20 protein-coding genes are annotated in these 21,118 nt (G+C 62.5%); 15 read left to right on the top strand and 5 right to left on the bottom strand.

The window, feature by feature from the left end:
• Positions 1–89: 89 nt before the first annotated feature.
• The 6 genes from CDPAHKCJ_RS01855 (at position 90) to CDPAHKCJ_RS01830 (ending at position 6,244) form a co-directional block, all read left to right on the top strand.
• On the top strand, positions 90–758 hold the full coding sequence (locus tag CDPAHKCJ_RS01855; RefSeq protein WP_107336399.1) for an ABC transporter permease: 669 nt from the start codon (positions 90–92) through the stop codon (positions 756–758).
• Positions 759–803: 45 nt separating this feature from the next.
• Positions 804–1,985 carry an ABC transporter ATP-binding protein gene (locus tag CDPAHKCJ_RS01850; RefSeq protein WP_166018360.1) on the top strand — a complete coding sequence of 394 codons (1,182 nt, stop codon included), beginning with the start codon at positions 804–806 and terminating at the stop codon, positions 1,983–1,985.
• A 4-nt stretch (positions 1,986–1,989) separates the two neighbouring features.
• Positions 1,990–2,721 (top strand): ABC transporter permease, encoded by a 732-nt coding sequence (locus CDPAHKCJ_RS01845; RefSeq protein WP_166018358.1) that lies wholly within the window; start codon positions 1,990–1,992, stop codon positions 2,719–2,721.
• Positions 2,722–2,823: 102 nt separating this feature from the next.
• Entirely contained in the window at positions 2,824–3,705 is an 882-nt protein-coding gene (locus tag CDPAHKCJ_RS01840) for a glycine betaine ABC transporter substrate-binding protein (RefSeq protein WP_166018356.1), read from the top strand.
• 164 nt (positions 3,706–3,869) lie between these two features.
• The gene (locus tag CDPAHKCJ_RS01835; RefSeq protein ID WP_166018354.1) at positions 3,870–5,237 is read left to right on the top strand and encodes an MmgE/PrpD family protein; all 1,368 of its coding nucleotides are present in this window, start codon (positions 3,870–3,872) and stop codon (positions 5,235–5,237) included.
• Between the two features lie 164 nt (positions 5,238–5,401).
• The gene (locus CDPAHKCJ_RS01830) at positions 5,402–6,244 is read left to right on the top strand and encodes a nitrilase-related carbon-nitrogen hydrolase (protein ID WP_131432377.1); all 843 of its coding nucleotides are present in this window, start codon (positions 5,402–5,404) and stop codon (positions 6,242–6,244) included.
• Positions 6,245–6,350: 106 nt separating this feature from the next.
• Here CDPAHKCJ_RS01830 and CDPAHKCJ_RS01825 read toward each other — a convergent pair whose 3' ends face one another.
• The 3 genes from CDPAHKCJ_RS01825 to CDPAHKCJ_RS01815 form a co-directional block, all read right to left on the bottom strand.
• Complete coding sequence (locus CDPAHKCJ_RS01825; RefSeq protein WP_166018352.1) at positions 6,351–7,838, bottom strand: CoA-acylating methylmalonate-semialdehyde dehydrogenase; 1,488 nt, start codon at positions 7,836–7,838, stop codon at positions 6,351–6,353.
• A 97-nt stretch (positions 7,839–7,935) separates the two neighbouring features.
• Entirely contained in the window at positions 7,936–9,219 is a 1,284-nt protein-coding gene (locus CDPAHKCJ_RS01820) for a Xaa-Pro peptidase family protein (RefSeq protein WP_166018350.1), read from the bottom strand.
• Positions 9,220–9,300: 81 nt separating this feature from the next.
• The gene (locus tag CDPAHKCJ_RS01815) at positions 9,301–10,182 is read right to left on the bottom strand and encodes a phytanoyl-CoA dioxygenase family protein (protein ID WP_166018348.1); all 882 of its coding nucleotides are present in this window, start codon (positions 10,180–10,182) and stop codon (positions 9,301–9,303) included.
• A 112-nt stretch (positions 10,183–10,294) separates the two neighbouring features.
• Between CDPAHKCJ_RS01815 and CDPAHKCJ_RS01810 the strand changes: the two genes are divergently transcribed.
• Positions 10,295–11,257 (top strand): LysR family transcriptional regulator, encoded by a 963-nt coding sequence (locus tag CDPAHKCJ_RS01810; protein ID WP_166018346.1) that lies wholly within the window; start codon positions 10,295–10,297, stop codon positions 11,255–11,257.
• A gap of 85 nt (positions 11,258–11,342) precedes the next feature.
• On the opposite strand, the gene CDPAHKCJ_RS01805 is transcribed toward CDPAHKCJ_RS01810, so the two are convergent.
• Both CDPAHKCJ_RS01805 and CDPAHKCJ_RS01800 read right to left on the bottom strand, forming a co-directional pair.
• Positions 11,343–12,356 (bottom strand): methylenetetrahydrofolate reductase, encoded by a 1,014-nt coding sequence (locus CDPAHKCJ_RS01805; protein WP_166018344.1) that lies wholly within the window; start codon positions 12,354–12,356, stop codon positions 11,343–11,345.
• Positions 12,353–12,817: a methylenetetrahydrofolate reductase C-terminal domain-containing protein gene (locus CDPAHKCJ_RS01800; protein ID WP_166018342.1), complete on the bottom strand. Its 465-nt coding sequence runs from the start codon at positions 12,815–12,817 to the stop codon at positions 12,353–12,355. Before CDPAHKCJ_RS01800 ends, CDPAHKCJ_RS01805 begins: the two co-directional genes overlap by 4 nt.
• A 721-nt stretch (positions 12,818–13,538) precedes the next feature.
• Here CDPAHKCJ_RS01800 and urtA point away from each other — a divergent pair.
• The 8 genes from urtA to CDPAHKCJ_RS13285 all read left to right on the top strand — a co-directional run bounded on the left by urtA (position 13,539) and on the right by CDPAHKCJ_RS13285 (position 21,048).
• Positions 13,539–14,813: an urea ABC transporter substrate-binding protein gene (gene urtA / locus CDPAHKCJ_RS01795; RefSeq protein WP_084208274.1), complete on the top strand. Its 1,275-nt coding sequence runs from the start codon at positions 13,539–13,541 to the stop codon at positions 14,811–14,813.
• A gap of 179 nt (positions 14,814–14,992) precedes the next feature.
• Complete coding sequence (gene urtB / locus CDPAHKCJ_RS01790; protein ID WP_166018595.1) at positions 14,993–16,600, top strand: urea ABC transporter permease subunit UrtB; 1,608 nt, start codon at positions 14,993–14,995, stop codon at positions 16,598–16,600.
• A gap of 3 nt (positions 16,601–16,603) precedes the next feature.
• Positions 16,604–17,773, top strand: a complete 1,170-nt coding sequence (gene urtC, locus CDPAHKCJ_RS01785) for an urea ABC transporter permease subunit UrtC (protein ID WP_166018340.1) — start codon at positions 16,604–16,606, stop codon at positions 17,771–17,773.
• Complete coding sequence (gene urtD / locus CDPAHKCJ_RS01780) at positions 17,770–18,597, top strand: urea ABC transporter ATP-binding protein UrtD (protein ID WP_166018338.1); 828 nt, start codon at positions 17,770–17,772, stop codon at positions 18,595–18,597. The genes urtC and urtD overlap by 4 nt, the downstream gene beginning before the upstream one ends.
• 107 nt (positions 18,598–18,704) lie before the next feature.
• Positions 18,705–19,454, top strand: a complete 750-nt coding sequence (gene urtE / locus CDPAHKCJ_RS01775; protein WP_166018594.1) for an urea ABC transporter ATP-binding subunit UrtE — start codon at positions 18,705–18,707, stop codon at positions 19,452–19,454.
• An 11-nt stretch (positions 19,455–19,465) separates the two neighbouring features.
• Positions 19,466–20,362, top strand: a complete 897-nt coding sequence (locus tag CDPAHKCJ_RS01770) for an urease accessory protein UreD (RefSeq protein ID WP_166018336.1) — start codon at positions 19,466–19,468, stop codon at positions 20,360–20,362.
• A 42-nt stretch (positions 20,363–20,404) separates the two neighbouring features.
• Positions 20,405–20,707, top strand: coding sequence for an urease subunit gamma (gene ureA, locus CDPAHKCJ_RS01765; RefSeq protein ID WP_107336425.1), 303 nt, complete (start codon positions 20,405–20,407; stop codon positions 20,705–20,707).
• Between the two features lie 11 nt (positions 20,708–20,718).
• Positions 20,719–21,048 carry an urease subunit beta gene (locus tag CDPAHKCJ_RS13285; protein WP_205700768.1) on the top strand — a complete coding sequence of 110 codons (330 nt, stop codon included), beginning with the start codon at positions 20,719–20,721 and terminating at the stop codon, positions 21,046–21,048.
• The last annotated feature ends 70 nt before the right edge of the window (positions 21,049–21,118 follow it).

Raw genomic sequence — 21,118 nt, 5'->3', positions numbered from 1 at the left:
TCGGGCTCTGATGCTTCGAGCTTTGATCATCAGGCGTGCGTCGCGGTGTGGAATCTGTGCAGAACACAATAAAAGCAAGGAGATCTCGCTTGGAACTGATCCAGTATGCTCTGGACAATCTGGAGCTCTTGACCACACGCACGCTTGAGCACATCTCGCTGGTCGGGGTGGCGGTGGGGATTGCCACCCTGACGGGCGTGCCCATCGGTATCGCGATCACCAAGAACGAGCGAGCCGCCAAGACCGTTTTGTATATCGCCTCGATCATCGTGACGATTCCTTCCATCGCGCTGTTCGGCATCATGATTCCGATCCTGTCGTTGATCGGGCAGGGCATTGGTTATGTGCCGGCCGTGATTGCCGTGTTGCTGTATTCGCAGCTGCCGATCATTCGCAACACCTACACCGCGATCAACAATGTCGATCCGGCGCTGCGTGAAGCCGCTAGAGGCGTAGGCATGAGTCAGAACCAGCGCCTGTGGATGGTGGAGATTCCGCTGGCGGTACCGATCATCATGGCCGGTGTACGCACCGCCGTGGTGCTGAATATCGGGGTGATGGCGATTGCGGCCTATATCGGTGCCGGGGGGCTTGGCACCTTCATCAGCCGTGGCATTTCCCAGTCAGATCCACGTCAGCTGATTGTTGGGGCGGTGGCGGTCAGCGTGCTGGCCATCCTCGTCGACTATGCATTGTTGGCGCTGCAGAAGCGCCTAACGCCCAAGGGCATGGACCGCACGACAGCGGCCGCCGCCTGACGGGTCATTCGCGCGCCATTCTGCCAACACGACAAGGAACGCTTCATGATCGAACTCGACAACCTGACAAAAGTCTTCGATACCCCGAAAGGCGCCGTGACGGCGGCTGACCATATCAGCATGAAGGTCCCGAGTGGTGAGATCTGCATCCTGCTCGGCCCCTCCGGCTGCGGCAAGACCACCAGCCTCAAGATGATCAATCGCATCATTCGCCCGACTTCCGGGCGAGTACTGATCAACGGTGAAGATACTACCAACCTCAATACCCAGGACCTGCGCCGCAATATCGGCTACGTGATTCAGCAGATCGGTCTGTTCCCGAACATGACCATCGAGGAGAACATCACGGTGGTGCCCAAGCTGCTGGGTTGGGACAAGACCCGCTATCGCGAACGTGCGCGCGAGCTGATGCGAATGATCGCGCTGGAGCCTGATGCGTTTCTCAAGCGTTATCCGAGTGAACTGTCCGGTGGCCAGCAACAGCGTATCGGCGTTGCGCGTGCTCTGGCGGCAGATCCGCCCGTGATGCTGATGGATGAGCCCTTCGGCGCGATCGACCCAATCAATCGTGCGGTGATCCAGGATGAGTTCCTCAAGATGCAGCAGGACCTCAAGAAGACCATCATGTTCGTCAGTCACGATATCGATGAGGCGATCAAGATGGGCGATCGCATCGCCATCTTCCGCGGCGGCAAGCTGGTGCAGTATTCACCGCCCGATGAATTGCTGGCCGCGCCGAAGAACGAGTTCGTCGAATCCTTCCTGGGCGAGGATCGTGCCCTGAAGCGCCTCAATCTGGTCAAGGTGCGTGATCTGGCCAGCGAAGGTATCGGCATGGTCACGCCCGATGACACTCTGACCACGGCGCTCGAGCGCATTGAATCCTATGGCTACCAGAACAGCATCGTGATGGTGAACGACAAGCGTCAGCCGGTCGGGATCATCAGTGCTGCCATCGCACGCACCTCCAGGGGCCATTGCCGTGATCACTTCCAGAGCGTGCCTGTCGTGGTCACCCTGGATGATGACCTGCGCAAGGTCGCCTCACTGATGTTCGCCAACGACATGACCTGGATGCCGTGCGTCGATGATGAGGGACGGATCGTCGGGCAGATCACGCAGCGCGCCATCACCCACCATCTGGGGTCTCGCTATCGGGCGCATTCAGGTGGCGGGGCTGCGGGCCAGCAGGCTGAGATGTCCGCGACCACGCTGCACAAGGAGTAAGCCCATGCCGACACTCAAATTCATGGGCTTGCTGCAGCTGGTGGCCGTGGCCGCGATCTTCATGGCCGGGGTCTGGAGCCAATCGAGTGGCGTGATCGAAGAGTTCCTCTTCTATATACCTGACATCCAGTTCCTGACGGTACAGCACCTCTGGTTGACGGCACTCTCAGGTGGACTGGCGATCCTGGTCGCGGTCCCGCTGGGCATCATCCTGTCGCGACCGAGCATGACGCGCTACGCAGAATCCGCCATGCAGGTGCTCAACGTGGGCACCACCATCCCGACGCTGGCGGTGCTGGCCCTGTCGATGAGCTTTCTGGGCATCGGCACCGTGCCGGCGGTCTTCGGCTTGTTCGTCGCGACCCTGCTGCCCATCACCCGCAATACCTACACGGGGCTCAAGGGAGTATCACCGGCCCTGAAGGAAGCGGCGTCCGGCATTGGGATGTCGCCACTTCAGCGCCTGGTGCGGGTCGAACTGCCCAATGCGCTTTATGTGATGTTTGCCGGGATTCGTACTGCTCTGGCGATCAATGTCGGTACGGTACCGTTGGCTTTCCTGATCGGCGCCGGTGGGCTGGGGGAGCTGATCTTTACCGGGATCGATCTCTATGACCCCATCATGATGCTGTCCGGTGCCATTCCCACGGCGCTGCTGGCGATCGGGGTGGATGTGCTGGTGGCCTTGGTGGCCTTCCTCGTGGTGCCGCGGGGCGTCAACCCGGCGCGGGCATGAACGAATACCCACGAGCCGGCCCGCTCGGCGCGTGGTGACAGACTGCAATACCTGAACAATAACAACCAGCTGGACCGACTTTTCACAGGATAGGAGAACACCATGAAGACCTTGACGACTCTGCTGACCGGCGCGGCACTGGCCGCTTCCCTCTCGACGGCGCACGCCGAAGAGATCGTGGTGGGGGGCAAGAACTTCACTGAACAACAGATTCTGGCGAGCATGACAGGGCAGTATCTGGAAAGCCTGGGCTATGACGTGGAAGAACGCTCCGGCATGGGCTCTGCCGTACTCCGTCAGGCGCAGGAAAACGGCCAGATCGATCTCTATTGGGAATACACAGGCACCTCACTGATCAACTACAACGATGTCAGTGAGCGCCTGAGTCCGGTAGACACCTATGCCCGCGTCAAGGAGCTGGACGCCGAGAAGGGCCTGGTGTGGCTGGAGCCGTCTGCGGCCAACAATACCTACGCACTGGCGATGCGTGAGTCGGATGCCCAGGAGCGCGGTATCGCCTCATTGTCGGACCTCGCGCAGGCGGTCAACGACGACAAGGGGCTGTCCTTCGCGCTGAACGCCGAATTCTACGCGCGCGATGATGGCTGGCGTCCGCTGCAGAAAGCCTATGACTTCCGTGTCGGCCGCGCCGACGTCAAGCGCATGGATTCCGGTCTGGTCTACCAGGCACTGCGTGATGGTCAGGTCGATGTCGGCCTGGTGTTCGCTACCGATGGCCGTATTCCGGCCTTCGATTTCACGGTGCTCGAGGACGACAAGGGCTACTTCCCGGCCTACGCCCTGACGCCGGTGGTGCGTGAGGAGTCGCTCAAGGCCAATCCGGAACTCGAGTCGCAGATGAATGCGCTGTCCGCCAAGCTCAATGACGACACCATGGCGAGTCTGAACGCACAGGTCGATGTCGAGAAGAAGACCATCGAGCAGGTCGCCGAGGACTTCCTGAAGGAGCATGGCCTCAAGTGACCTTCAGGTACGCCTGATCCTCTGACAGCGAGGCTCAGGGGCCATGCCAGCACGACAAGGCCGCCTGCGGGCGGTCTTGTCGTCTCTGGCGGCCGCGTCTGCCTCGCTCGCATTTGCTGCCATCCCGTTGGTCATTTCCGTGTCTGCCAAATTGGAGAAGTCCCATGTCTGCTCCGGATTGTCTGCCTCACGCTATACCCACCTCTCATGCACCTGCCGAGGATCGCCTGGCGCCTGCGCCGCTGTCCCTGATCCATGAATATGATCTCACCCGTCTCAGTGCAGAGCAGCTGCACCAGGCCAAGCGCTGCCTGCTGGATCTGCTGGGCGTCGCGGCAGGTGCGACGCGGACTCCCCTGGCCGCCAAGGCGGCTCGCTATGTCACGCGTCAGCACGGTGGCGACTTGCCGCTGTTGTTCGCCAGCGGTACGGCCTCTTCCAGTGGTGTCGCCCTGCAGGGTGGCTGGTTGATCGATGCGCTGGATGCCCACGATGGCCAGGTGCTGACCAAGGGGCATGCGGGGGTGGCCTTGTTGCCCGGCCTGCTGGCACTCCCGGAAACTAGGCAGCTCAGCGGGCATGCGTTTCTGGCGCTGCTGGCCTATGGCTATGAAGTCGCCACGCGTGCGGGCATCGCCTTGCATGCCCAGAGCCCCGATTACCATACGTCGGGGGCCTGGAATGCGCTGGGCGTGGCCGCAGTGACTGCGCGTCTGCGCGGCTTTGATCGTGAAACGATGCACCACGCGCTGGGCATCGCCGAGTTCTATGGGCCGCGCAGCCAGATGATGCGCTGCATCGATCACCCCACCATGCTCAAGGACGGCTCCGGCTGGGGGGCGATGACCGGCATCTCGGCGGCGTTGCTGGCGGAAGATGGCTTCACTGGAGCTCCGGCATTGACGGTCACGGCGCCGGAGGTCGCCGCGCTGTGGCAGGACCTCGGCCAGCGTCACTATCTGTTCGAGCAGTATTTCAAGGCCTATCCGGTGTGTCGCTGGGCGCAGCCGGCAGTCGAGGCGGTACTGTCATTGGCGGACACCGCTCGTGAGCCTGACGACATCACGCGTATCGAGATCATCACCTTCCATGAGGGCAAGCGGCTGCATGTCACACACCCTGATACCACGGAGCAGGCGCAGTACAGTCTGCCGTGGTCGGTCGCCTGTGCCCTGGGGCGGGGCAGCGTGGATGTGGAAGGTGTCTGCGATGCCCTTGACGATGACGACCTCAAGGCGCTGGCGAGCAAGGTGATGATCGAGGAGGATGCCACATTCAATGCCCGTTTCCCTGCCGAGCGCTGGGCCCGTGCGCGAATCGTGCTGAAAAGTGGTGAGGTGCTGGAAAGCACAGACCACGAGGCGCTGGGCAATCCGGACAAGCCTTTGAGTGATGCTCAGGTGCTGGCCAAGTATCAGGCCCTGGCGGAGCCAGTGCTGGGAGATCGCGCGGCCAGGTTGCGTGATGTCGTGATGGATCTGGAATCACGGCCGGTCTCCGAGCTACTGGCGCTGCTGGGCGCACCGGCTTGAATAGGGCGGCCGCGGCTGACATTCTGCGCGGCGCTTGATTCTCATTGGTCTGCTTCCCGGCCTTGGCCCTGGCCTTTCGCCTGGTTTTCTACCTGTCCCTGTCCCTGACCCTGACCCAGGCTTCTGCTGTTCGTTGCCTTATTTTCCATGACCGAGACTTGCCCATGCACCATCAAGATCATCTGCGCGTTGGCGCGGCCCAGATCAACGCCACCCTCGGCGATATTGAGGCCAACCTGGAACGTCATCTCGACATCATCCATCAGGCGCGGGATGTCGATCTGGACCTGCTGGTCTTCCCGGAGCTGTCGCTGACGGGCTATGGCATGGGCAGCCGGGTCATTGATCTGGCCTTTCCGCCGCATGACCCGCGTTTGCTGATGCTCGCGCGTGCCGCGGGCGACATGCAGCTGGTAGTGGGCTTTGTCGAGGAGGCCAGTCCGGGGGAGTACTACAACGCCCTGGCGATTCTGCAGCATGGCGCGCTGCAGGCCGTGCATCGCAAGCTGAATCTGCCGACCTACGGCGGGCTGGAGGAGGGCAAGCTGTTCACCCACGGCAGCGACCTGACCCAGAACGATGTGCGTGAAGGCTGGTCAGCCACCTCGCTGATCTGCGCGGACCTGTGGAATCCGGGCCTGGTGCACGCCGCCATGCTCGCGCGTCCCACCGTGCTGTGCGCGCCGATCAATTCGGCCTCGGGCATCGTCAGCGATGATTTCTCCAACGAGCAGAACTGGGCGATCAACCTCCAGTTCTACGCCATGACCTACGGCACGCCGGTCATCATGGCCAATCGCTTCGGGCCGGAAGGCGGCAGTCATTTCTGGGGCGGGTCGCGAATTCTAGGCCCGCGCGGGGAGACGCTGGCCCAGGCGGAAGACCGCGAGATGCTGATACATGCCGAGCTGTCGCGCACCGCGATCGCCAAGGCCCGCTTCGAGCTGCCGACGCACCGCGACGCCGATACGCCGCTGGTCCGTGACCTGATGCTGGGCTATCGCTGAGCGATTGGTGTTGAGCAATTAAGCCTGTCGAACAACAAGACGCCCGCGCCAGAATTCTGGCGCGGGCGTCTTGTTTGTACCGCGGGCGTCTTGTTTACGTCGCGACTCAGGATGGGAAGCTGAATTGAGCGGCTTCCTGCGCACTGCGCTGCGGCCAGCGCTGGGACACGCTCTTGCGCCGGGTATAGAAGCGTACCGCGTCGGGGCCATAGGCGTGCAGATCACCGAACAGCGAGTCCTTCCAGCCGCCGAAGCTGTGGAAGGCCACCGGTACCGGCAAGGGCACGTTGATGCCGACCATGCCGACCTCGATCTGGTCGGCGAAGCGGCGTCCGGCCTCGCCATCGCGTGTGAACAGGCAGGTGCCGTTGCCGTACTGGTGGTCATTGATCAGCGCGATGGCATCCTCGAAGCTTGCCACGCGCACCACACAGAGTACCGGACCGAAGATCTCGTCACGGTAGATGCTCATGTCCGGTGTGACGCGATCGAACAGCGTTGCGCCCAGGAAGAAACCGGGTGAGCTCTCGACCAGCGGGTGAGTGCGACCATCCACGACCAGCTGGGCGCCAGCGCTGGCGCCTGCCTCGATATAGCCGGCGACCTTGTCGCGCTGCGAGGCATTGATCAGGGCACCCATGTCGTGCCCGGGTTCGGTGCCCGGGCCGATGCTCATGGCGCGTGCCTGAGGCGCGAGTCGTTCGATCAGGGCATCCGCGGTGTCATCCCCTACGCAGACGGCCACCGAGATGGCCATGCAGCGCTCGCCCGCGCTGCCGAAGGCCGCGCCGATCAAGGTGCTGGCGGCATTGTCGAGATCAGCATCCGGCAATACCACGGCGTGATTCTTGGCACCTCCCAACGCCTGGATCCGCTTGCCCTGACGGGTTCCCCCCTCGTAGAGACTCCGCGCCACGGGCGTCGAGCCGACGAAGCTCATCGCCTTGACCTCCGGAGCCGCGATCAGCGCCTCGACGGCTTCGCGATCGCCATGCACCACGCTGAAGAGTCCATCGGGCAGTCCGGCTTCGCGCAGCAGATGGGCCATCTTGTTGGCCGCCGACGGGCTCTGCTCCGACGGCTTGAGGATGAAGGCATTGCCGCAGGCCAGCGCCATGGGGAACATCCACAGGGGCACCATGGCCGGGAAGTTGAACGGCGTGACACCGGCCACGATGCCCAACGGTTGATGGTTGGACCAGGTGTCGATGCTCGGCCCGGCATTGTGGGAATACTCGCCCTTGAGCAGCTCCGGCACGCCGCAGGCATATTCGACGTTCTCGATGCCGCGCTTGAGTTCGCCCATGGCATCGTCGAGCACCTTGCCGTGTTCTTCACTGATCAGGGCGCAGATTTCCTGAGCATCCCGTTCCAGCAATGTCTTGAAGCGATACATGACCTGAGCGCGCTTGGCGGGCGGCATGGCGCGCCAGGCGGGTAGGGCATCCCTGGCGGCCACTATCGCGCGTTGCACGATGGTGGCATCGGCCAGTGGCAGACGGCGCACGGCTTGCGCGGTAGCCGGATTGAGCACATCCAGGGTGCGTTCGCCAGTCACGGCGTCACCGCCAATCAGGTGAGTCAGGGTATCCATCGGTCTGTTTTCAGCCTTGTGTTAAGTCGCAGAGAATGTGGTGGGGAAAGTCGCTGTCTTGAGCTTGAGGTTGCCGTGAGCCTGGATTGACCTGTGCTCAGAATTGACGCCCCAGCAGTGCCTCATCGAAGGGATAGCGCGAGATCTTCTCGATGCCGGTCTCGGTGATCAGCACCTCTTCCTCCAGCTTGACCCCATCGGCCGCACCGACTTCGCCGATATAGCTTTCCACCGAGACGACCATGCCGGGTTCCAGCACGCCATCCTTGGAGAAGCGATCAAAGTCCATGTGGTGCGCGACCAGCGGTGTCTCGCCATGCATGCCGACGCCGTGGATGATCGAGGGGTAACGGCGATCAAGGAAACGCTCGGGAATCTTCCAGGCGCTCTCGGCGATTTCGCGATAGCTGATGCCGGGCTTGAGGATCGACATGTTGTGGTGCACCTGCTCGTGCGCCATCTGGTACAGACTCTGCTGATAGGCGGTCGGTCGGCCCGGCCCGACATGGAAGGTGCGTGAGAAGTCGGAGTAGTAGCCGTGGCAGCCGATGGTGTCGGTATCCAGCGCGACCAGCTCGCCGGGGCGAATCACGCGGTCGCTGGCCTCGTTGAACCATGGATTGGTGCGCGGCCCGGACGACAGCAGGCGGGTCTCGATGAACTCACCGCCCTGGCGGATGACATCGCCGTACATGATGGCGAACAGCTCATTTTCGGTGACGCCGGGCTTGATGGCGGCTTCCACGGCGGCAACCGCGGCCTCGCTTCCAGCCATCGACTGGGCCAGGCAGGCAATTTCCTCAGGCGTCTTGAGGCGGCGGCAATGCAGGGTGTCCTGCATACAGTCGAAGACCTCCAGTCCCTGGGCTTCCAGCGAGCGCGCCAGATTCAAGGTGCAGCGATCCAGCCCGACCTTGCGATTGCCGCCACCATGTTCCTCGACCAGCTGGGCAATCTCGATGCCGAACGGGTCGCTCGAGAGGTTGTCGCGCTGGTTGACGGCGGACCACACCACCTTGGACGTGCGCGCCTCATCGATGGTTTCAAGCCAGGTCGAGACGTGGGCGCTACCGGGGTATTCGAACAGGATCACCGGCCCCTCGAGGGGCACATAGATGTAGCGGGTGGAGTTGCGCAGGAAGTAGCCGAACATGTTGCGCGAGCCGGTGGCATAACGCTGGTTGTTGGGATCAAACAGCACCACGGCGGCGTAGCCCTGCTCCGCCATCATGGCGCGCAGGCGAGCTAGACGACCACCGCGCAGCTGCACAGGATCAAAGGCCGTGGGAATGCTGTCGCCATTGGCCATTGGCGCGGACGGCACGATCGGGAAACTTGCGGGTTCACTGTCGGTCAGGCGTTCAAAGTCGACGATGCTCATGGGTAGTCTGGGCTCACGGTCTGATGAAGAAGGGCAGAAAAAGCGCTGGGCAAAGGTGAATCACGTACGTCTTCTGGCGCGTCAGTCCGCCAGGTTGTCGCTGCGCTGCATGCCTTCCTTGAGCAGGCGCTCGTGGATAGGCGCCATGCGGCCGAAGATTCGCTGGGCGCGCTCAGGGCGACCGATGAAGCCGGGCTCCTTGGCGTAAGCGAAGATCACGGTATGGCGTTCTCGCTCACCACGAACCGGGGTGACGCGATGCAGGGAGTAGCGGCCGAAGAAGATCTGCAGGTCGCCCGGCTTCAGGTCGATGGCGGTCAGGCGCGAGCGATCTCCGTCGAGCACCTTCTCGACGCCTTCGAAGTTCTCGCCCTCGGGACTGCGGATACCGGCGGCGTACTCAAATCGGCCACCCGCATCGGACTTGCGGGTCATCATGGTGACGATGAATTCGTTGGTGTCGTAGTGCCAGGGATGCTGGCAGCCATCGCGCAGCACGTTGACGACCAGGTCCGCGAGCGGGTCGGCATATTGGTGAATATCGTCCATGCCGACGACACTGGCGATGAAGTGCTGGAAATCGGGATGCGTGTAGACCTGGCGAATCAGGGTGTCCGAGCCGATCCGGTCGCCCGCCACGAAACCGTTGGTGCGATCATCGAAGCGATTGCGCGGATGCGATGCAGGCAGTGAGTCATCACCGTCGCTGTTGTAGGGGTTGGTGACGGTCTGGTTATAGTGCGCCAGCGGTGAAAGGCGTTCCGTTTCCTGCTCCAGACGTGCCAACGCCTCCTGAGGCACGAAGCCCTCCAGCACGACGCAGCCATCCTGCGCGAGCTGTTCGCGACATTGGCGCATCAGTTCGCGACCCCGCGCTTCTGTCAGTCGATGGATGGGGTAGTGTTCAAGATCTATCAGCCCATCGAGAGAGGTATCACTGTCCTGCTGCTGGATTGCGTTCATGCCCGGCCTCCTGTTCCCTGATCGCTAAATAACGTAGGAATAGGTTAGAGGGCGTGTTTTGATAATAGAAATGAATGGTCAAGATCAAATGCATTGCGAGGGCTCATAGATCATGGATACCGACCTGCTTCGTGCCTTTGTCACCGTGGCCGAATGTGAAGGGTTCAGCGCCGCCGGCAAGGTGCTGCATCGCACCCAGTCTGCCGTCAGCCTGCAGATCAAGCGGCTGGAGGATCAGATGGGCGGAGCGCTGTTGTCCCGCACCAGCCGTCGGGTAGAACTCACGGCGTCGGGAGGGCGGTTGCTGCCCTATGCGCGGCACATTCTCAAGCTGCAGGATGAGGCGCGGCAGGTGCTCGGGGTCGATCGCAAGAATGAGCTCATCCGGCTGGGCACGTCGGAAGAACAGGCCAGTACCTACCTGCCCGAATTGCTGTCGCGCTTCGCCGCGGACCACCCCGAAGTGCGTCTCGAAGTGACCTGCAAGATCAGCGCGTCGCTGGTGCATGATTTTCAGGAAGGCTTGCTGGACGCCGTGCTGGTGGTGCGTCACGGGCCGACCCAGACCGGGCGGCTGTTGGGGCGCGAGCGCATGGTGTGGGTGGTCGCCGAAGACCAATCCCTTGCAGACTGGGAGGTACTGCCGCTCGCGCTCAATCCGGAAGGCTGCATCTTCCGCGCGCATGCCTTCGCCGCCTTGGGGCGGGATGATCGACAGTGGGATGTGCGTTACTCGAGCCAGTCACCGACGGGCATCAATCTGCCGGTGAAGGCCGGACTGGCACTGACCGTCAAGACACCGCGCAGCGTACCCTCCGGCTGTCGTATCGTCGGCGATGACGAAGGCTTGCCGCCGCTTGGCCATGTGGAAATCGAGCTTCATCGCTCGCCGGGCCATGTCAGTGATGCGCTGAGTGACTTCTGCGATCACCTGGAAGCCATCGTCACCGGCAAGGGCAAGCTTGAGAAGGTCGAGGCATTGGAGGCGTGTTCTCAGGAAAGTCCAGAGGTCAGCCCTCAGGCTGGCGTTGAGCCAGATATCGCGACAGCGCGCGAGACAGCGACCGCTGGTTGAGCAGTAGTGCCATGCCAGCGTTGCGAGCAGGTTGAGATGGTGAGCCTGGCGGGATATCGATTCATGGATTTGACCCGGAGACATATCAGCCAATGGGCGATGTAGCACCCGGCGTGGCTTGCGGCGTGTATGGCCTACGCGCCCCCAGAATGCCCGAGCGCTGGATGATCTCGGGCACGAAGGCTTCCTGACGATGCGCCATGATATGCACGCCGCTGACACCCTCGATCTCCCGTAATTGCTGGATCATCTCGATGCAGATATCACGGCCCTCCGCCTTTTGATTCTTGGCGCCCTTGAGGCGTTCGATCACCTGGTCCGGGATATGCACGCCGGGGACGTGTCGACGCATCCACTCGGCGGTGCGTGCCGAGGCCAGTGGGCCGACGCCGGGCAGGATGAAGCATTTCTCCACCAAGCCCAGATCACGGGCGCGATGCATGAAGTCCTGAAAGCGCGGCAGGTCGAAACAGTACTGTGTCTGGATGAACTGGGCGCCGGCGGCAATCTTCTTGGCCAGTCGATGAGGGCGAAACGCGAAGGGCGGGGCGAAGGGGTTGGCGGCGGCGCCCAGGAATACCTGAGGTGCTGAGGTCAGTGACCGGCCGCTTGCGAAGGCGTGCTTGTCACGCAGTCCGGCGACGATTTCCAGCAGCGACAGGGAATCGAGATCGAACACCGGCTTGGCCTCGGGGTGATCCCCGACCTGCACACCATCGCCAGTCAGACACAGCAGGTTGCGGATGCCCAGCGCCGAGGCCCCCAGCACATCGCCCTGGATGGCGATGCGGTTTCTGTCACGACAGGAGATCTGCATCACCGTTTCATGGCCTTCGCGGGCCAGCAGGGCACACATCGCCATGCTCGACATGTGGCAGTTGGCGCCCGAGCCATCGGTGGCGTTCATGGCATCCACATGGCCGGCAAACAGCTTCGCGCGCGCATGGACGTCCTGTGGATCGGCCGAGTCGGGCGGTGCCAGCTCAGCGGTGACGGCAAACTGACCGCTTCTGAGCACTCGCTCCAGGTGACCGACGTTGCCATCTCGCTCGGCAGGTGGCGCCTGGGTGTCGTCCGGGATAGTGAGTCTGGAGGTCATTTCAGGCTCTCTCGACGCTCAGCGGCTTGCCGAGCCACGCGCAGCCAGGATGAAGTGCCCTGCAGGCGATGGTCCACTGGCAACTGCACAATCTGGAGCGCGTCGCTGTTCTTCATCCGCTGGCTGCCTTCCCAGGCTTCCACCCAGACACAGCGCTTGTCGGGCTCGACTTCACAGTTGCCGTTCTGCATGACACCGCCGCAGGGGCCGTTGCGCAGGTTCTTGGGGCAGTTCATTGAGCAGGACATGCCGGTCGAACTCAGAATGCACTGGCCACACATCTGACAGTCAAACAGCAAGCCCTTGCAGGCTTGCTCCAGCCTGGCGACGGGCTTCTCGGCGCGTGCGTAACCGACGGACTTCCACAACGGCTGCAGTTTGATGATCACCGGCTCGACGGCCTGATAGGTGAGCTCCAGCAGTCGCGCGTGACGTGCGGCCCACAGACGAATCGAATACACGCATGCCTCCTGTCAAAACCTGGCGGGGGTAACGCCCTGGGCGTTTCAAAGCGCTATCTTCGCATGGCCGCTACCCGAGCCGACATCCCGTGGGCGACAGCGTCACTATCGAAAGGCGCAGGCCAAGGCGCAGGAGACGGGCCATGAAGGACTCATTGTTCGGCGGCGAGACTTTCAATGATGAAGCTCTCCATGGCCTGCGCCGCCGGCGACAGACTTGAGACCTTGCGGCTCGCGACTCACGGGGACCTTGGCCAGCGGGATGAAGCGCAGACGCTTGTATTCTTCGGGGAACGACTGTCGTGATGCTGGTGATGGAGTGACCGTCACTTTTGCATCGTGCCTTCCCCACCTTCTCTATTGATGTATCAGAGTGCTGCCATTGATTTCGGGATAATTTTTGTCTGCACCAGTCAAGGTCATGCTTTTGACTGGTAATCTCCTCATTGCGCCATCCTGGGGGGAGTTTTGTGCACGATATTCAGTAATTCACCTGTTTGGTGCAAATGGCTGGCTGGCATATTTTTGATTGCGCATATTTGGTGCGGCTTATATTCAAAACGATATCGAGATTTCCTTTTGGCTGAACGATGGCAACGCACGGCACCGATGTTTCGTGCGATTGCCTGCTTTGCTGGCACATCAATTGCACTACCTCAGTCGGGATAACAAGTACAACAAGACACGAGGGAATGTCGTGAACAAGAAAATCGCTGCCGCAATGCTGTCCGCCTGTGTCGGTTTCTCGCTGGCCAATGTCGCCCAGGCGGAAGAGGGGCCGATCAAGGTCGGCATCCTGCATTCACTGTCCGGCACCATGGCGATCAGTGAATCGACACTGAAAGACACCATGTTGATGCTGATCGAGAAACAGAACGAGAAGGGCGGGCTGCTGGGACGCAAGCTGGAGCCCGTCGTGGTCGACCCGGCCTCCAACTGGCCGCTGTTCGCCGAGAAGGCACGTGAGCTGCTGGCGCAGGACAAGGTCGACGTGATCTTCGGCAACTGGACGTCCGTCTCGCGCAAGTCGGTGCTGCCGGTGGTCGAGGAGCTCAACGGCCTGTTGTTCTATCCAGTGCAGTATGAGGGCGAGGAGTCCTCGGAGAATGTCTTCTATACCGGGGCGGCGCCCAATCAGCAGGCGATTCCGGCAGTGGATTATCTGATGAACGACGTGGGCGTGGAGCGCTGGGTGCTGGCAGGCACGGACTATGTCTATCCGCGTACCACCAACAAGATCCTGGCCGCCTACCTCAAGTCTCACGGTGTGGCCGACGAGGATGTGATGGTCAATTACACGCCCTTCGGTCATTCCAACTGGCAGTCCATCGTCTCGGACATCAAGTCCTTCGGCAGCGCCGGCAAGAAGACGGCCGTGGTGTCCACCATCAACGGCGATGCCAATGTGCCGTTCTATCGCGAGCTGGCCAACCAGGGCATCGATGCCGAGGACATTCCGGTGGTGGCCTTCTCGGTGGGCGAGCAGGAGCTATCGGGCATCGATACCGCACCGCTGGTCGGGCATCTCGCGGCCTGGAACTACTTCATGAGCGTGGACAGCGACACCAACTACGACTTCATCGATGAGTGGATCGCCTACACCGGCAAGGAAGATGCGGTCACCAATGACCCGATGGAAGCCCACTACATTGGCTTCAACATGTGGATGGAAGCCGCTCGCAAGGCGGGCAGTGTCGAGGTCGATGCGGTCAAGGACGCCATCATCGGCGTATCCGTTCCCAACCTGACCGGCGGCTACGCCACCATGATGCCCAACCATCACATCACCAAACCGGTGCTGATCGGCGAGATCCAGGACAACGGTCAGTTTTCCGTCGTCTGGCAGACCCCTTCCACCGTGGCAGGCGATGCCTGGTCAGACTATCTGGAAGGTTCCAAGGACCTGATCAGTGACTGGCGCAAACCGATGGAGTGCGGCAACTACAACGTCGTGACCCATTCCTGTGGGGCTCAACAGAACGTCGCCACGCAATGAGGCGTAGCACGTTCTGAGAGTGAGGCGGCGCGCATGTGAACCTGCGTGCCGCCTCGCTGAGTGTCGGCTCCGAGGTCGCGACGCCCTCGGAGACCGATGACGCCTTCGCGCGTTCACCATGGATGGCCTTCTTGATGTCTATCTCCGTTGCAATGATGTTCCGCTGGTGCTGGCAGAGGATGCTGCTGATCTGTCTTCTGTCCTTCCCCCTGTTTGCCGCTGCCCAGTCCGAATCCGCGACTGGGCAGTCAGCGCGTCTGTCTGACAGCGCTGCCCAGACCTTGCTGACCCGACTTGCCGAGGCGCGCAACCCTGCCAAGCGGGACGTGATCGATGAGATCGCCGTGAGCGGCGATGCGCGCGCGCGTGGTTGGCTGGAAGCCTTCTCCTCAAGCAAGCTGGCTCGCCTCAAGAGCGGCGAGCGTTTCCTGATCATCGACAACAATCGCGGCCGCGAATGGGCCGTTTCCGACGCCCTGTCCGGCGATTCCGCCGGCAAGGTCTCGCGGCGTGAACTCGAGACACTGCGCAGCAACAACTCGCTGCGTGGGCATATCGATGGCGTGCTATCGATGATCGACCTGTCGTCCCCGGAGGCCGAGGTCAGACTCGCGGCGGCGCGCGGCCTGCGCGGCAGTGTCGATGAGGCCATGGCCGAGCGGCTGCCGAGCCTGATCGAGCAGGAAGGCGATGACACTATCCGCGACACCCTGGCGGAGGCGCTCGCCATCCAGCAGCTGGAAGCCACTGGCGACCCTGCTGCGCTGGAGACGCTGTCCGGCAGCCTGAACGCCGCCGCCATCGCCGCCATCAATGGCGCCGCGGCGAGTGATGACCCGCAGCTGGCCCAGGCCGCCAAGGTGGCGCTGGCCGGTATCGAGCAGAAGCTGAAGCTCAACAGCGGGCTCGAGACGCTCTACTTCGGCCTCTCGCTGGGCTCGGTACTGGTACTCGCGGCCATTGGGCTTGCCATCACCTTCGGTGTCATGGGCGTGATCAACATGGCGCATGGCGAACTGATCATGCTGGGCGCCTACACCACCTGGGGTATGCAGCAGCTGCTGCCCGGGCAGCCGGGGCTGGCACTGCTGCTGTCGATTCCGGCGGGTTTTCTGGTCGCGGCGGCGGTGGGCGTGATCATCGAGCGCAGCGTCATCCAGCATCTCAAGGGGCGTCCGCTGGAAACCTTGCTGGCCACCTTCGGCATCAGCCTGATCCTGCAGCAGCTGGTACGCACCACCATTTCCCCCCTGAATCGCATCGTGGTCACGCCGGAATGGATGAGTGGCTCGTTGATGATCAACGAGGCGCTGTCATTGACGCTCAATCGCCTCTACATCATCGGCTTCGCGCTGTTCGTGTTCGCCGGTCTGATGCTGATCATGCGCCGCACCCGTCTCGGGCTGGAAGTGCGGGCGGTGACCCAGAACCGTGCCATGGCGCGCTCGATGGGCATCAAGGCGACGCGTGTCGACATCATGACCTTCGCACTCGGCTCCGGCGTTGCCGGCCTTGCCGGTGTCGCGCTATCGCAGATCACCAACGTCGGGCCGAACCTGGGCCAGAACTACATCATCGATTCCTTCATGGTGGTGGTGTTCGGCGGGGTCGGCAATCTGTGGGGCACGCTGGTGGCCGGCATGTCGCTGGGGCTGCTCAATCAGTTCCTCGAGCCCTGGGCGGGTGCGGTCCTCGCCAAGATCGTGGTGCTGGTCTTCATCATCCTGTTCATTCAAAAGCGCCCGCGGGGACTCTTCCCGCAGAAGGGCCGTGCCGCGGAGGGTTGATCCATGCCTGATTCACGTTCCTGGCTGGCGCGCCCCTTCACGGAGCGCTCCACCCAGATCTTCCTCGCGGTGCTGACACTGTCGGTACTCGCGATAACGCTGCTGCATGTGCTGCTGCCCGAGAGTAACCCGCTGCATGTCAGCACCTTCACCGTCACCTTGCTGGGCAAGTACCTGTGCTATGCGCTGCTGGCGGTGGCGGTGGATCTCGTCTGGGGCTACCTGGGTATCCTCAGCCTGGGCCACGGCGCCTTCTTCGCGCTGGGCGGTTACGCCATGGGCATGTACCTGATGCGCGAGATCGGTGATCGCGGCGTCTATGGCAATCCGGAGCTTCCGGATTTCATGGTCTTTCTCAACTGGCAGGAGCTGCCGTGGTTCTGGCAGGGCTTTGACATGCCCGGTTTCGCCTTCCTGATGGTGCTGCTGGCACCGGGGCTGCTGGCGCTGGTGTTCGGCTTCCTGGCCTTCCGCTCCCGCGTCACCGGCGTCTATCTCTCCATCATCACCCAGGCGCTGACCTTCGCCTTGATGCTGGCGTTCTTCCGCAATGAGATGGGCTTTGGCGGCAACAACGGCCTGACTGACTTCAAGGACATTCTCGGCTTCGATCTGCGCACGGATGCGGTACGCATCGCGCTGTTCATCGCCAGTGGCGTAGCGCTGGGACTCGGTTATCTGCTGTGTCGCGGCATCGTCGGCTCCAAGCTCGGGCGCGTGAGCATCGCCTGTCGCGACGCCGAGGCGCGCACGCGCTTTCTGGGCTATCGCGTCGAACGTGTCCAGCTGTTCATCTTCGTGGTCTCGGCGATGCTGGCCGGAGTGGCGGGAGCGCTGTATGTGCCGCAGGTCGGCATCATCAATCCCGGCGAGTTCTCGCCGCTGTTCTCCATCGAGGTGGTGGTGTGGGTGGCGCTCGGTGGCCGTGCGACGCTCTACGGCGCCGTGCTGGGCGCGTTGATCGTCAATTACGCCAAGACGGTGTTCACCGGCATCATGCCGGACGCCTGGCTGTTCGCTCTCGGCGGTCTGTTCGTGCTGGTCACCGTGCTGTTGCCCAAGGGCATCGCCGGTCTGTTCGCCCAGCGTGGCTGGGGCAGACGCTCGTCGTCCAGGGCGAAGATTGATCCGACGAACGCGACTCGTCCCACCGAGCAGGAGGCCACTGCATGAGCCTGTTGAAAGAGATGGCCACGCGGGATCGCGTGTTCGACTTCCTGTCCCCGCGCGTCTCGCCGGTGGATGTGACCCACGGGCCGATCCTCTACCTGGAGGATGTCAGTGTCAGCTTCGATGGCTTCAAGGCGATCAATGACCTCAACCTGACCATCGACGATGGTGAGCTGCGCTGCATCATCGGCCCCAACGGCGCCGGCAAGACCACGATGATGGACATCATCACCGGCAAGACCCGCCCCGACAGTGGCTCGGTGTGGTTCGGCAGCCGCCACGACCTGCTGCACATGAGTGAGCCGGAGATCGCCACCCTGGGCATCGGGCGCAAGTTCCAGAAGCCCACCGTCTTCGAGGCGCTCAGCGTGTTCGAGAATCTCGAACTCGCGATGGCCACCGACAAGCGCATCTTCCCGACCCTGACCGCGCGCATGACCGGCGAGACTCGGGATCGGATCGAGGAAGTGCTGCAGACGATTCATCTCAAGGAATGGCATGCGCGCGAGGCGGGCATCCTGTCCCACGGCCAGAAGCAGTGGCTGGAGATCGGCATGCTGTTGATGCAGAAACCGCGTCTGCTGCTGGTCGATGAGCCGGTGGCCGGCATGACCGAGCAGGAGATGGAGCGCACCGCGGAGCTGCTGACCAGCCTGGCGGGCCGCCAGTCGGTGGTGGTGGTCGAGCACGACATGGGCTTCGTGCGCTCCATCGCACGCAAGGTCACGGTGCTGCATCAGGGCTCGGTACTGGCGGAAGGCAGCATGGATGCGGTATCGACCGACCCGAAAGTCGTCGAAGTCTACCTGGGAGAGAGTGACGGATGACGCAAGCGCAGATGACCGATACCCCGATGCCCAACGCATCGACGAGCCATGACCCGGCGACGAATGACACGGAGACGAGTGACCCGGTGACGAACGGCGAGTCGCCGCTGCTGAGCATCGAGTCGCTCAATCAGTTCTACGGCGAGAGTCATACGCTGTGGGATCTCACGCTGGAAATTCCCGCCGGCCAATGCACCTGCGTGATGGGCCGCAACGGCGTCGGCAAGACCACGCTGATGAAATGCATCATGGGTGAGGAGAGCGTCCGTGACGGCAAGCTCCTTTACCGCGCCGATGGCGATGCCAGTGACAGCGATTCCGGTCGCGATGCCAGTGGCCACGAGCCCCTTGATCTGACACGTCGCAAGCTTGAGGAGCGCGCCCGACTGGGCATCGGCTATGTCCCCCAGGGACGTCAGATCTTCCCGATGATGACGGTGGAAGAGAACCTGCGCACCGGGCTGGCCGTACGTCGTGATGGGCTGCGTCAGATTCCCGAGCGCATCTATGAGCTGTTTCCCGTGCTCAAGGAGATGCGTCACCGGCGCGGGGGCGACCTGTCCGGCGGCCAGCAGCAACAGCTCGCCATCGGCCGCGCGCTGGTGATCGAGCCGCGCCTGCTGATTCTCGATGAGCCCGGCGAAGGCATCCAGCCCAATATCGTCGCTCAGATAGGCGAGGTCATCCGCCGCCTGATCAAGGAAGACGGCCTGACCGTCTTGCTGGTGGAGCAGAAGCTGCCCTTCGCGCGCAAGTACGCCGATCGCTTCGTGATCATGGATCGCGGCCGGCGGGTGGCCGAAGGCGAGATCGCGGCGCTGTCCGATGAACTGATCAGGCAGCACCTGACCGTATGACGATCCAGCGCATGATTTCCGCAGACGGCGCGACGGATGTCGCGTCCGGCCATCGCTTCGATGATCAGCGTCAGTGGCAGGCCTCGCTGGCGCTGCGCTTCGAGACCGACACCCGCGATGGCGCAGGCCCCATCACGCGACTGACGCGTCGCCGCCATCACGGCCCGCTGCGCGTGCAGCGACCGTTCTATCCGGAAGGCCGCCACGGCTGCTGCCATGTCTATCTGCTGCACCCTCCCGGCGGGCTGGTCAGTGGTGATGCGCTGCATATCACGGCAGAGGTCGAGGAAGGCGCGCAGGTGCTGTTGACCACGCCGGCGGCCGCCAAGCTCTACAAGGCGGATCGCAACGGCGTGGCCTGGGGCCAGCATACCCATCTCAAGGTCGCCGACGGCGCCACTCTGGAATGGCTGCCTCAGGAAACGCTGGCCTTCAATGGCTCGCGCGGCGAGCAGACCACCACCCTCGAGCTTGAGGGCAATGCCCGTTGTCTGGGTTGGGAAGTGCTGGCACTTGGCCGGCCCGTCGGTGAGCTGCCCTTCGTCAGCGGCCATCTGGAACAACGCTTTCGCCTGACGCGTGACGGCAAGCCATTGTGGATCGAGCGCCAGTCGCTGGACCCGCTGCATCCACGCTTCACGGGGCGCTGGGGGCAGGGCGGCTGCAGTGTCCAGGCCACGCTGTGGGCGGTCGGGCTTGCAGATGAAGCGGCGGCCATCGAGGCCCTGCGCGAGGCGATGCCTGCCACTCCGCGATGGGCGGTGACACGCCGCGAGGGCGTGTTGCTGCTGCGCTATCTCGGCCATGAACGCAACGAGGCCTGGGCACTGTGCCAACAGGCATGGCGGATCCTGCGCCCACTGATGACCGGGCGTGAGGCACAGGTGCCACGTATCTGGCTGACCTGACCTCGAGAGCCCCCACGCAATGACAACCACAAGAGCCACGACATGGAACTGACGCCAAGAGACAAGGACAAGCTGTTGCTGTTCACCGCAGCACTGCTGGCCGAGCGCCGCAAGGCCAAGGGCCTCAAACTCAATTATCCGGAATCCATCGCCTTGATCAGCGCCGAGATTCTGGAAGGCGCCCGCGAAGGTTTGAGCGTGGCCGAGCTGATGGGGCGCGGCGCGGAGGTGCTGACCCGTGAGGACGTGATGGAAGGCATCGCCGAGATGATTCCCGAGGTGCAGGTCGAGGCGACCTTCCCGGATGGCACCAAGCTGGTGACCGTTCACAACCCCATCGTGTGAGGTAAGCAATGATGATTCCCGGGGAATATCAGGTAGCGGACGGCGAGATCTCTCTCTGCGAAGACCGCCTGCGCACCACGCTCTCGGTCGGCAATACCGGCGACCGACCGATCCAGATCGGCTCGCACTATCACTTTGCCGAGGCCAATCCGGCGCTGGTGTTCGATCGCGAGGCCGCCCTCGGGCAGCGCCTGGATATCGCCGCCGGCACGGCGATTCGCTTCGAGCCCGGGCAGACGCGTGACGTCACGCTGATTCCCTTCGCCGGCAGTCGCCACATCTATGGCTTCCGTGGCGAGGTGATGGGGCAGCTCAAGGATGACGGCAGTGTCGAGCGCTGAGCGAGAGACAACCTTTCCGTCAAGGCGTCAGGCAATGGCACCGACAGGCATTTACCTTGGAGCTCATTCA

Origin of the sequence: Cobetia sp. MB87 (assembly GCF_011319755.1) — a bacterium.
Classification (GTDB): Bacteria; Pseudomonadota; Gammaproteobacteria; order Pseudomonadales; family Halomonadaceae; genus Cobetia.
The sequence above is the reverse complement of the archived record's forward strand: the minus strand, read 5'-3'. Positions and strand labels throughout refer to the sequence as shown.

Coding starts and splice junctions, on each gene's coding strand:
- CDPAHKCJ_RS01815 (WP_166018348.1), bottom strand. CDS start 10,182: ATGAACGCAATCCAGCAGCAGGACAGTGATACCTCTCTCGATGGGCTG.
- CDPAHKCJ_RS01805 (WP_166018344.1), bottom strand. CDS start 12,356: ATGACCTCCAGACTCACTATCCCGGACGACACCCAGGCGCCACCTGCC.
- CDPAHKCJ_RS01820 (WP_166018350.1), bottom strand. CDS start 9,219: ATGAGCATCGTCGACTTTGAACGCCTGACCGACAGTGAACCCGCAAGT.
- urtB (WP_166018595.1), top strand. CDS start 14,993: ATGCTGCTGATCTGTCTTCTGTCCTTCCCCCTGTTTGCCGCTGCCCAG.
- urtC (WP_166018340.1), top strand. CDS start 16,604: ATGCCTGATTCACGTTCCTGGCTGGCGCGCCCCTTCACGGAGCGCTCC.
- CDPAHKCJ_RS01835 (WP_166018354.1), top strand. CDS start 3,870: ATGTCTGCTCCGGATTGTCTGCCTCACGCTATACCCACCTCTCATGCA.
- urtA (WP_084208274.1), top strand. CDS start 13,539: ATGCTGTCCGCCTGTGTCGGTTTCTCGCTGGCCAATGTCGCCCAGGCG.
- CDPAHKCJ_RS13285 (WP_205700768.1), top strand. CDS start 20,719: ATGATTCCCGGGGAATATCAGGTAGCGGACGGCGAGATCTCTCTCTGC.
- CDPAHKCJ_RS01810 (WP_166018346.1), top strand. CDS start 10,295: ATGGATACCGACCTGCTTCGTGCCTTTGTCACCGTGGCCGAATGTGAA.
- ureA (WP_107336425.1), top strand. CDS start 20,405: ATGGAACTGACGCCAAGAGACAAGGACAAGCTGTTGCTGTTCACCGCA.
- CDPAHKCJ_RS01830 (WP_131432377.1), top strand. CDS start 5,402: ATGCACCATCAAGATCATCTGCGCGTTGGCGCGGCCCAGATCAACGCC.
- CDPAHKCJ_RS01825 (WP_166018352.1), bottom strand. CDS start 7,838: ATGGATACCCTGACTCACCTGATTGGCGGTGACGCCGTGACTGGCGAA.
- CDPAHKCJ_RS01845 (WP_166018358.1), top strand. CDS start 1,990: ATGCCGACACTCAAATTCATGGGCTTGCTGCAGCTGGTGGCCGTGGCC.
- CDPAHKCJ_RS01770 (WP_166018336.1), top strand. CDS start 19,466: ATGATTTCCGCAGACGGCGCGACGGATGTCGCGTCCGGCCATCGCTTC.
- CDPAHKCJ_RS01840 (WP_166018356.1), top strand. CDS start 2,824: ATGAAGACCTTGACGACTCTGCTGACCGGCGCGGCACTGGCCGCTTCC.
- urtD (WP_166018338.1), top strand. CDS start 17,770: ATGAGCCTGTTGAAAGAGATGGCCACGCGGGATCGCGTGTTCGACTTC.
- CDPAHKCJ_RS01850 (WP_166018360.1), top strand. CDS start 804: ATGATCGAACTCGACAACCTGACAAAAGTCTTCGATACCCCGAAAGGC.